The organism is Pseudomonas sp. FW215-R2, assembly GCF_058789255.1.
Map to the genome: position 1 here is coordinate 179,443 of NZ_JBYTBO010000005.1, position 11,415 is coordinate 190,857.

The window sequence follows — 11,415 nt, forward strand, 5'->3', positions numbered from 1 at the left end:
TCATGGATATGCGCAAAAGCGGTCTGGTCAGCAGCAGCGATTCGGGTTCGTACTCCGACCTCAATCGTCTGAACCAGCTCAAGGTCGGCGACAAGAACAGCGACGGGAACATGCGCAAGGTGGCGCAGGAATTCGAATCGCTGTTCCTCGGTGAAATGCTCAAGTCGATGCGCTCGGCCACTGAGGCACTGGGCCAGGACAACCCGCTCAACACCCCGGCAGCCAAGCAGTATCAGGAAATGTACGACCAGCAACTGGCGGTTTCCCTGTCCCGCGAGGGCGGTGGTATCGGTCTGGCCGACGTGCTGATGAAGCAGATGTCGAAGAACAAACCGATGGCGCCGGGTGAGGCCGCCGCCGCGTCGGCTGCCAAGCAGCAGGAAGCTCTGGCCAAGGCCGCTGCGGTGGAAACGCCGATTGCCGCTGGCACCGTAGCCACCAACGGTCCGCTGTCGCGCCTCAATGGCGAGCGTCCGTTGTGGGCTTCGCGTTCGGTGCATGCGCCGAATACCCAGCTGGCCCATCGCAACGACATGGAAATGATCAACCAGCGTCGTCTGGCGCTGCCGCCGAAACTGGCTGATCGCTTGCTCGCCGGTCTGGTGCCTTCGGCCACGCCGACGGCGGCCACTCAATTGCCGCAACGCGCCACGACGGCCGCTGCCACCGGTTCCGGCCCGCTGTACAACGGCGACTGGCTGGCCCGCGCCGAGGCGGACAAGGCCTCTGGCGGGCAGATGCAGATTTACGGTCGCGCCATGGCACAGATTCCGCTGGCGCCGGCGAAGAAAGCGTTCAGCAACGCCGACGAATTCGTCAACACCATGCTGCCGATGGCCAAAGAAGCGGCCGCGCGCATCGGTGTCGATCCGCGTTACCTGGTGGCTCAGGCCGCACTCGAAACCGGCTATGGCAAGTCGGTCATGCGCGCCCAGGACGGCACCAGCAGTCACAACCTGTTCGGCATCAAGGCCAGCAGCAACTGGCAGGGCGATTCGGCCCGTGCGATCACCAGCGAGTTCCGCAATGGGCAGATGGTCAAGGAGACGGCGGAGTTCCGTTCCTACGCCTCGTACAAGGACAGCTTCCACGATCTGGTGACTTTGCTGCAGAGCAATAATCGCTATCAAGATGTGCTGAAGTCGGCCGATAACCCAGAACAGTTTGTACGCGAGTTGCAAAAGGCCGGTTACGCAACCGACCCGAACTACGCAAGCAAGATTTCGCAGATTGCCAGGCAGATGACGGTAAATCAGAACTACGCTGCGGCCGGCGTTTCAACAACGCCTTTATAAACACAAGGTAAGGTTTGAATCATGAGTTTGCTCAATATCGGGATGTCGGGGTTGGCCGCGAGTTCGTCCTCTCTGGCTGTGACAGGTAACAACATTGCCAACGTCGACACCGCCGGTTATTCACGCCAGCAAACCGTGCAGGGCACCAAGTCCTCGCAGCAGTTCGGCAACGTCTTCATCGGCACGGGCACGACCCTGGCCGACGTGCGCCGGGTGTACAACTCTTACCTCGAAACACAACTGCACACCGCCACCTCGCTCAACAGCGAAGCGGCCGCGTACGGTGCCCAGGCGACCGCGCTGGACGCCTCGCTGTCTGACACCAACACGGGCCTGACCGGTGTGCTGCAGAAATTCTTCACCTCGATGCAGGGTGTAGCGACCTCGGCGACCGACGACACTTCCCGTCAGTCGGTACTGACCGGTGCGCAGGCCCTGACCAGCCGCTTCAACGCGCTGGCCAAACAGCTGAACGATCAGAACACCACGATCAACGGCAACCTGTCGGACATGACGTCCCAGGTGAACAAGCTGGCCACCGCGATTGCCAACCTGAACCAGAAGATCGGTGAGGTTTCCACCAGCGGCGGCCAGCCGAACGATCTGCTCGACAGCCGTAACGAAGCCGTGCGTCAGCTCTCCGAGTTGACCGGTGCACAAGTCGTCGAGCGCGGCAGCAGTTTCGACGTCTACGTCGGCAGCGGTCAGCCACTGGTCATCGGCAACACCACCAACACCCTGAGCACCGTGCCGAGCAAGGACGACCCGTCGCGCATGGGCATCCAGATGGATCGCGGCTCAAGCACCCTCGACATCACCTCGGTGATGAGCGGCGGTGAAATCGGTGGTCTGCTGACCTATCGCAATGAAGTGCTCAACCCTTCGCTCAACGAGCTGGGTCGTGTAGCACTGGTCATTGCCGACCAGATGAATCGCCAGCAAGCCCAGGGCATCGACAAGAACGGTGACTTCGGCGCGGCCATTTTCAACGACATCAACAGTGCCGCACTGATCAGCCAGCGCAGCATTGCCCAGTCGACCAACAGTGCAGGTTCCGGCAACCTTGATGTCACCATCAAGGACACCGGCAAGCTGACCACCAGCGACTACCAGGTCACCTTCACCAGCGCGACCAACTACTCGGTCAAGCGTTCGGACGGTACCGACATGGGTTCGTTCAGCACCACGACCACGCCACCGCCAGTGATCGACGGCTTCACCCTGGCCCTCAATGGCGGTGCGTTGAGCGCCGGCGACACCTTCAAGGTGACCCCGACCCGTAACGCCGGCAGCACCATCCAGACCGTGCTCACCGATCCGAAGAAAATCGCGGCGGCAGCACCGTTGACCGGTGTGGCCAGTGCCAACAATTCCGGCACCTACACGCAGCCGACGCTGATCGACACCCTCGACATCACCAACCCGGCCTCCCAGGCCGAGCTGCAGAATGCGCTCAAGTACTCGACGCCGGTCAAACTGGTCATGGGGGCGGTCGCCAGCGGCAGCCAGTCGTACAACATGGTCGATGCCAAGGGCAACACCATCGGTTCCGGCACCATCGTGCCGGGGCAGGCCAACACCCTGAACCTCAAGATCGGCATGGTCGATTCCACCGGTGCTCCGGTGATGGATACCTCGGTCACGCCGAACGTGCAGAAAACCTTTACCGTGCAGACCACCGTGGGCGCGACGCCGAAGCCAGGCGAAACCTTCACGATCAACCTGACCGGCGCGGCTTCTTCGGACAACCGCAACGCGCAGGCGCTGGTTGGCTTGCAGACCAAACAGACCGTGGATACCGGCACGGCGAGCAAGGGCATCAGCCTGACTGACGCCTACAACAAGCTGGTGACCAACGTCGGTACCAAGGCTGCTCAGAGCAAGTCCGACAGCGCCGCCACCACGGTGATTCTGGATCAGGCACAGGGTGCGCGCGATTCGCTGTCCCAGGTCAACCTGGACGAAGAAACCGGCAACCTGGTCAAGTATCAGCAGTACTACACCGCCTCTTCGCAAATCATCAAGGCTGCGCAGGAAACCTTCGCAACGCTGATCAACAGTCTTTAAGGAGCCGTAATTCATGCGCATTTCCACCGCCCAGTATTACGCGACACAAGCTGCTCAATATCAGCGCAACTACAGCAAGACTGTCGCGACCGCCAACGAGGCGAGCAGCCTGCAGCGCATCAACACCGCTGCCGACGATCCGATCGGAGCCGGGCGTCTGCTCAAGCTGGGTCAGCAGGCCTCGATGCTCGAGCAGTATCAGGGCAACATCGATACCACCAAGAGCGCGCTGACCGTGCAGGAGTCCACGTTGAACTCCATCACCACGGCCTTGCAGCGCGCCAAGGAAATCGGCCTGGCCGCCAACAACGGCATCGCCACTGATACTGACCGCAAGGCCTACGCCGCCGAGTTGAGCCAGATCCAGCAACAAGTGCTGGGCCTGATGAACTCCAAGGACGCCAACGGCAATTACCTGTTTTCCGGTTCCAAGACCGATACCGCGCCGTACTCGCAAAATGCCGATGGCACCTACACCTACAATGGTGACCAGACCCAGATCAACCTGGGCATTGGCGACGGTCTTTCGGTGGCCTCCAATACCACTGGCTGGGATGCGTTCCAGCAGACCATCAACACCAGCCGCACCACGACCAGCATGACCGCGCCAACCCCCGATGATGGCCGCGTGGTGCTGACCAACGGTATCGTTGGCACCGCCGCGACGTACAACGCCAAGTTCGCGGCCGGTCAGCCGTACACCGTGGATTTCATCAGCAGCACTCAGTTGAAAATCACCGATGCCCTGGGCAACGACGTGACGACCGAAGCCAGCCAGAACGGCGCGATCACCAACAGCAACGGCGCCAACCAGACCGTCAGCTTCCGTGGCGTCGATCTGAAGTTGAACATCAACCTCAAGCCTGGTGACACCAACCCGGATGCGGTCATTGCCGGCCACAGCTTTCAGCTGGCGGCCACGCCTGACTCGTTCACCACCTCGCGCAGCGCGGGCAATGCGTCGACGGCGGTCATCACCGGCTCCGGCGTGACCAACCAGGCGGCCTACGACGCGGCATTCCCGTCGGGCGGCGGTGCGATCCTGAAGTTCACCAGTGCCACCAATTTCGACCTGTATGCAGCGCCAGTGACAGCTGACAGCAAGCCAGTGTCGTCGGGCACCATGGTCGGCGCCAACGCCACGGCAGCGGGTGTGACCTTCACATTCGGCGGTACGCCGGGTGCGGGTGATCAGTTCTCGATCCAGTCCAACAACCACCAGACCCAGAACGTGCTCGACACCCTGGGCCAGATGGTCACGGCACTGAATGCGCCGATCGACGGAAATCCGGTGGCCAAGCAGAAATTCCAGGGTGCCATGGAGTCGGCGCTGGGCAACATCGACAGCGCGGCCAATCAGATTGGTTCGGCGGTGACTTCGATCGGTGCTCGCGGACAGTCGCTGGATGACCAGAACACCACCAACCAGAGCCTGACTCAGGCGAATACCACCACTCAGGGTTCGATCCGTGATTCGGATCCTGCCGAAGTGATGACCCGCCTGACCTTGCAGCAGACCATGCTGCAGGCCTCGCAACTGGCATTCAGCAAAATCAGCCAGCTGGGTCTGTTCAACAAGATCTGACGGTAGCCGGGCGCGCTGGCGCCCGTTCTGCCCTGTCCCTTCAATAGTCAATGTCTTTAGCGGTTTCAAGGGCTCGCTTTTCTGAGCGGGCTCGCACCGCCTGTGAGCCCGCCGTGAATTCACTTCCTCTCGTCAGCCTGGTCATTCCTGCCTTCAATCCACGTTTCTTCGAACGGGCATTGCTCAGTGCGGTGAGCCAGGGCTATGGCAATCTTGAAGTCATTGTCTGCGACGACAGTCGCGGCAACGAGATTGAAACCACCGTCGCCTCGGTGATCGAGAGTTCCGGCGTGGCCGTGCGCTACGTGCGCAATGCGCGCACGCTCGGGCTGGTCGGCAATCTGCATGCGTGCCTTGAGCAGGCGCAGGGCGAGTTCATCAAGTTTCTGTGTGATGACGACCAATTGTTCGGCACGTGCATCGAGCGCCAGGCACAGGTTCTCATCGATCAGCAGGACGTCAATCTGGTGCTCGCCCAGCGTCTGTTCTGGGATGCCGACGACCGCCCGTTGCCTTCACGCCTGGAAAATACCCCGTTGTCGCCGGTGTGCGGACTGTTCAAGGGGGATGACCTGCTGGCGATTTTCGAGAATTTCCCGGTCAACATTCTCGGCGGTTTCAGCAATGCACTGTTTCGCCGGGCCGATGTGCTGGAGCTTCTCCCGGCCTTGACCACTCCCGAAACCTGCTTTGTCGCGACCCTGGATTTTGCGTTGTACGTCTGCCTGTTGCGTCGCGGCAACCTGGTGGTTTCGAATCACGTCCTGAGCGTCGAGCGCCTGTACGCCGAGCGCTTGAGTGGCCAACAGGCAATGCGCGATGCTGCGTACACCGAACGCCAGTGGTTGTCGCAGATGCTCAAGGCGCGCAGTGGCGAATCGGCCCCGGCGCCGGGCTGGGTGCGTTATGTACCGATCACCAAGGCGCAGGAAGCGCCACGGGTCTGGGAAGAGTTGCCGCTGAGCCGGACGCTGGGCACCAAACAGACTACCCAGGATTGGCATGTCGGCGTTTCCAGTGTCAGTTTTGCCGAGTTGTATGCGCAGTGGCTGGCATGCCGCAACTTGACCGAAGGCCAGCGCGAACTGCTGCCGGACACGCTCGCGGCATGGCCGCGCGTACCGAAAATCGTGCCGCTGATCATTGACGAGCAGGGCAGTCGCTCGGCGCTGGATCTCACCCTACAATCGCTCGAGGCACAGGAATACCTGCCCGAGTTGACCCTTGTGTTGTCCGCCTCCTGCACCGAGACGCAGCTCGAAGAGCGCGTCTTGCGCATGCCGTTGCAGGAGGACTGGCAACAGCAGATCAACGAACTCTTGCCGCAGCTGGAAGGTGCCGACTGGTTCTACCTGCTGCGTGCCGGTGATCGTCTGGTGGTGCCGGCGCTGCTGGTGATGGCCGAGCGCATTGCGCTCTCGCGAACCGTTACCTGCCTTTACAGCGATGAAGGTGGTTTGAGCGAGGGCGAGTCGACCGAGCCGGTGTTCAAGCCGGACTTCAACCTGGACCTGATGCGCAGCTACCCCTATGTGGGCCGGGCCCTGGCGTTCGAGCGCGAACGGTTCCTGGCACTCGGCGGTTTCGATTCCGCGTTTGGCGAGCTGGCGCCCCACGATGTGTTGTGGCGCATGGTCGAGAACGACGGCACGCAGGTCATTGGCCATATCTCCGAAGTGCTGCTGGAGTCGGCATTCGACCTCGCCAAGTGGCTGTCGGAACCGCAAATGGCTGACGGCAATTCGCAGTTGATCTCGGCGCACCTTGACCGCCTGGGCATTGCCCATGAAATCCGCAACGGCGCCTCGGCGCTGCTGAACCGCGTGGATTACCACCATGGCCGGCAACCGCTGGTGTCGATCGTCATTGTCAGCAAGGATCAGACGGCCGCCGTGCAGCGCTGTGTCGAGAGCCTGCTGGAGAAGACCGCCTACGCCGAGTACGAGTTGCTGCTGGTCGACAACGGCAGCCAGGGCGTCGAGGCGCAGACCTGGTTTGACGGCATGGCGCAATTGGGCAGCGAGCGGATTCGTGTCCTCGATTGCCCGCAGCAAGACAACATGGCTGCTGTGCGCAATCTCGCGGTGAGCCAGGCGCGGGGCGAATACGTCTTGCTGCTCAACCCTTACGCCGTGATCACCCATGGCGACTGGCTGGCGGAAATGCTCAATCACGCCCAGCGCCCCGAAGTCGGTGTGGTAGGGGCCAAACTGTTCAACCCGGACGGGCGGGTCTTGCACGCCGGTCTGATCCTCGGCCTGCAAGGGCCGGCCGGCGTACCGTTTTACGGCGAGTCGTTGCAGGCGACGGGTTACATGTACCGGCTATTGGTCGCTCACGACCTGAGCGCCGTCGGCAGTGATTGCCTGATGGTGCGCAAGGCTGTGTTCGATGCCGTCAACGGGCTCGATGAGCAGGCGCTGGCGCAGTCGCTCAACGAAGTGGATCTGTGCCTGCGAGTCGGCCAGGAAGGTTACCTGGTGGTGTGGACGCCTTACGCGCAGCTGGCGTTGGGCGCGCAACCGGCGCAAGCCCCGAAGGAAGGCGAAGAAGCAGCGCTTGGCCAGGAGCAGGAAACTTTCTACAAGCGCTGGCTGCCGGTCGTCGCACGGGATCCGGCCTACAACGCCAACCTGTCGCTGAACGGCCTGGGGGGCTCGAGCTTCAGTCTCGATCCTGGCCTGCGTACCGGCTGGAGTCCGTTTTCGCAGCCGCAATTGCCCAAGATTCTCGCATTGCCGGTCAACGCATCGGCGATCGGTCACTACCGTGTGACTCAGCCCCTGATCGAGCTGGAAGCGGCGGGCAGGGCACTGGGACGGATTCATTACAACCTGCCGACCATCATCGAAGTCGAGCGCCAGTCCCCTGACGTGATCATTCTGCAGGGACGTTATGCCGAAGCACCGATCAACGAAATTCCAAGCTTGCAGAAGTACTCGAGTGCCCGGCGGATCTACGAGCTCGATGACTACGTGATCGACGTTCCCCATCGTAATGCGCACATCCGCAACATGCCGAACAAGGACGAAATGGAAAAACTGGTCCGGCGTGCGATCGGCATGTGTGACCGGGTCGTGGTGTCCACGGCGCCGTTGGGTAACGCACTGTCGAGCATGCACAGCGACATCCGCGTGGTCCCGAACATGCTGGCCAAAAACATGTGGAGCGATTTGCGCAGCCAGCGCCGTACCTCGAAAAAACCTCGGGTCGGCTGGGGCGGTGGCACCAGCCACCACGGTGACCTGGCGGTGATCGCCGATGTGGTGCGCGAATTGGCCAATGAAGTCGACTGGGTGTTTTTCGGCATGTGCCCGGACGATCTGCGGCCGTACATGCATGAGTTCCACGGCGTGATCGGCCTCGATGTGTACCCGGCGAAACTGGCCAGCCTCAATCTGGATCTGGCGCTAGCACCGCTGGAGTTCCACATCTTCAACGACTGCAAGAGCAACCTGCGTCTGTTGGAGTACGGCGCCTGTGGCTACCCGGTGATCTGCACCGACACCGAGGCCTATCGCGGTTACCTGCCGTGCACCCGGATCAAGACCAACACCACGGATGAGTGGCTGCAGGCGATCCGCATGCACCTGGCCGATCCGGACGCCAGCTACCGCATGGGCGACGAGTTGCGCGAGGTCGTGTTGCGCGACTACGTCTTGCGCGGCGACAACCTGCGTTACTGGGAAAACGGCTGGCTGGCGGACTGACCGGTCCACGGACGCTACCCCCCAAAAAACAGGCGACTTTTGCAGTCGCCTTTTTTTCACCTCGAAATTCGTATTTGTATCAACTCGGATACTTTTTTTGCCCGGCACCTCAAGCCGCCGCAATTCTCTGTCGATACCCCTTGATAGCCGGTCTCGGACGATTGACGCAGAGGGGGCGAGCGGTGCCCGGGATTGCAGGTTTCCAGCCTCAACAACAACGCAAGGAAGAAGCAAATGTCAGTAGTAAATGGAACGAGTGATGTGGATTACCTGATGGGCACCGATGGTAATGACGAACTCTATGGACTGGAGTCGGATGACCAGTTGATCGGCAGTGGCGGATCGGACGTGCTGGATGGGGGCGAGGGGGTTGATACGGCGGACTATCGCGTGCTGTCTTCGGCAGTCAATGTCGAGATCGGCAATGACGCGTGGACTGTCACCGGCGCCGAGGGCAAGCGCGATACCTTGCTCAACGTCGAGAAAGTCATCGGTACATCTTTCAACGACACCTTCACCGGCAACGTTGCCGGTGTGACGCTGGACGGTAGCTGGGGTGACGATGTGTATATCGTCGGCAGCGAAGGCGTGACCATCATCGAAGAAAGCTACGGCGGTTACGACGAAATTCGCACCAGTCTCAACACCATCAAGATGGACCCCTTCATCGAGAAACTGACCTTCACCGGTACGGGTGATTTCAAGGCCTACGGCAGTGACACCGACAACGAAATCATTGGCGGTGCCGGCAACGACTGGCTGTGGGGCGGCGACGGGGCGGATCACTTCGTGGGTGGCGAGGGTTTCGATACCGTCAGCTACAGCGACAGTCTCGAAGGGGTGAGAGTCGGGGACTGGAGCAACTATGACTGGTTGACCATTGCCTACGGAGATACCTTCACCGGTATCGAAGCCATTGAAGGTTCGAAGTTCGATGATCTGATCTATCGCTCCGAAGGGTCGATGATCATTGACGGTTCCGATGGCTACGACACGGTGAGCTATTTCCAGACCGCGGGGCCGGTCACCATCGAGATCGGCAGTGGTATCAATGCAGTGGGCGACACCTTTCGCAATGTCGAAAAGATCATTGGCACCAACAATGCGGATCAGTTCACCGCCAACATCGGTGGCGTGACCCTGGCCGGTGGCGATTGGAACGATGTGTACTTCATCAACAGCACCGGTGTGACCATCGAAGAAGTCGAGGGCTTCATGGGCGGCACCGATCAGGTGTACACCACGCTGTCTGTGATGCACCTGGATCCGTTCGTTGAAAACCTCACGTACACCGGGACCGGCGACTTCACCGGCTACGGCAACGACACCTGGAACACGATCGTCGGCGGCAGTGGCAACGACGTGCTGTTCGGCGGTGCCAAGGGTGACTCCTTCGACGGTGGCGACGGTATCGATGTGCTCAGCTACGGCGACAGCACGGTGGCCATGACGCTGAACTGGGCAACCCGGGAGTTTTCGGGGATCGCTGACGGCGATACGTTCCAGAACATCGAGATCATCCGTGGCAGTGACTTCAGCGACACCTTTTACGCGACCGGCATGCCCTGGTATTTCGGCCTGGATGGCGGACAGGGGCAGGATCTGCTCAGCTTCAAATACGCCACCATGCCGATGGCGATCGACCTGAGCGGTGCCGCCTACAAGCCCTGGGACCCGATGCCTGAATACACCAGCATCGAATTGATCGAGGGCAGTCAGTATTTTGATGACTTCATCGGTTCGGCCGGCAATGAAACGTTCATCGGAGGTGGCGGCGGTGATTCGATCGATGGTCGCGATGGCATCGATAATGTCTGGTACCTCACCAGCGCCTCGGCGGTAGAGATCAATCTGCAGACCGGCATCAACCTGGGTGGTGATGCGCAGGGCGATACGCTGACCAATGTCGAAGGCGTGATGGGCAGCCATTTCGACGACACCTTGACCGGCAACGAAGCGGACAACTACCTGGAAGGCGGGCGCGGCAGCGATCTGATCAATGGCGGTGACGGCAACGACGTTATCTACGGCGGCCTGGTGTCCGACATCGGACCGTTCAGCCTCGAAGGTGTGGCCGATAATGCGCAGGCCGATCAGTTGTATGGCGGGGCGGGCGACGATGTGATTGTCAGTGCCGAAAATGATCTGGGTACCAATGCATTCGGTGAGGACGGCAATGACACCGTGACAGTGTTCAACGGCAGCGCCATCGGCGGTATTGGCGACGACGTATTGACCGGCAAGGGCAGCGCCTACTCGTTGTTCGGTGGCGAGGGTGACGACCGGTTGATTCTCAATCTGGCCGGCCAGCAGGCCTCCGGTGGTTTCGCCAATGGCGGTGAAGGTGATGACACTTACGTGGTGAACACCTCCGGTCTGGTGGTGATTCAGGACGGCGGCACCAGCCTGAACGACACCCTGATCCTGAACACCATTGCCAATGCCAGCCAGTTGAACGTGACCCGTATCGGCGACGACGCCTATTTGCACAGCGCCAATGACGGCAGCGTCGGTGCGCCGACCAGTGGTGTGAAACTGGCAGGCTGGTATGCGGGCTTCAACAACATCGAGCACATCCAGACCGCGGACGGCCAGGCCTACAACCTGCCAACCGCTGCCGACGGGTTTGCCCTGTTCGGTTGATCCGGTCGATTCACTGAAACCGCTCGATGAAAGGGATGGGTCCGGCAACGGACTCATCCCTTTTTTCATGCCCGTGTCCCCATCGACGCAGCGTCGGCGGAGCTGGCGCGTTTCC

5 protein-coding genes are annotated in these 11,415 nt (G+C 60.8%); all 5 read left to right on the plus strand.

What is annotated here, in order from left to right; all coding sequences use genetic code 11:
• Window positions 1-2: 2 nt before the first annotated feature.
• Entirely contained in the window at window positions 3-1,295 is a 1,293-nt protein-coding gene (gene flgJ, locus AC3WRD_RS09295) for a flagellar assembly peptidoglycan hydrolase FlgJ (protein WP_102620325.1), read from the plus strand.
• A 21-nt stretch (window positions 1,296-1,316) separates the two neighbouring features.
• Window positions 1,317-3,362, plus strand: coding sequence for a flagellar hook-associated protein FlgK (flgK, locus tag AC3WRD_RS09300; protein ID WP_096822208.1), 2,046 nt, complete (start codon window positions 1,317-1,319; stop codon window positions 3,360-3,362).
• 13 nt (window positions 3,363-3,375) lie between these two features.
• Window positions 3,376-4,947, plus strand: a complete 1,572-nt coding sequence (locus AC3WRD_RS09305) for a flagellar hook-associated protein 3 (RefSeq protein WP_096822207.1) — start codon at window positions 3,376-3,378, stop codon at window positions 4,945-4,947.
• Window positions 4,948-5,060: 113 nt separating this feature from the next.
• Window positions 5,061-8,657, plus strand: coding sequence for a glycosyltransferase (locus tag AC3WRD_RS09310; RefSeq protein WP_102620326.1), 3,597 nt, complete (start codon window positions 5,061-5,063; stop codon window positions 8,655-8,657).
• Between the two features lie 234 nt (window positions 8,658-8,891).
• Complete coding sequence (locus tag AC3WRD_RS09315) at window positions 8,892-11,300, plus strand: calcium-binding protein (protein ID WP_158243857.1); 2,409 nt, start codon at window positions 8,892-8,894, stop codon at window positions 11,298-11,300.
• The last annotated feature ends 115 nt before the right edge of the window (window positions 11,301-11,415 follow it).

What these genes read in the sequence shown, in the direction of transcription:
- flgK (WP_096822208.1), top strand. Translation starts at nt 1,317, where the DNA reads ATGAGTTTGCTCAATATCGGGATGTCGGGGTTGGCCGCGAGTTCGTCC.
- AC3WRD_RS09305 (WP_096822207.1), top strand. Translation starts at nt 3,376, where the DNA reads ATGCGCATTTCCACCGCCCAGTATTACGCGACACAAGCTGCTCAATAT.
- flgJ (WP_102620325.1), top strand. Translation starts at nt 3, where the DNA reads ATGGATATGCGCAAAAGCGGTCTGGTCAGCAGCAGCGATTCGGGTTCG.
- AC3WRD_RS09315 (WP_158243857.1), top strand. Translation starts at nt 8,892, where the DNA reads ATGTCAGTAGTAAATGGAACGAGTGATGTGGATTACCTGATGGGCACC.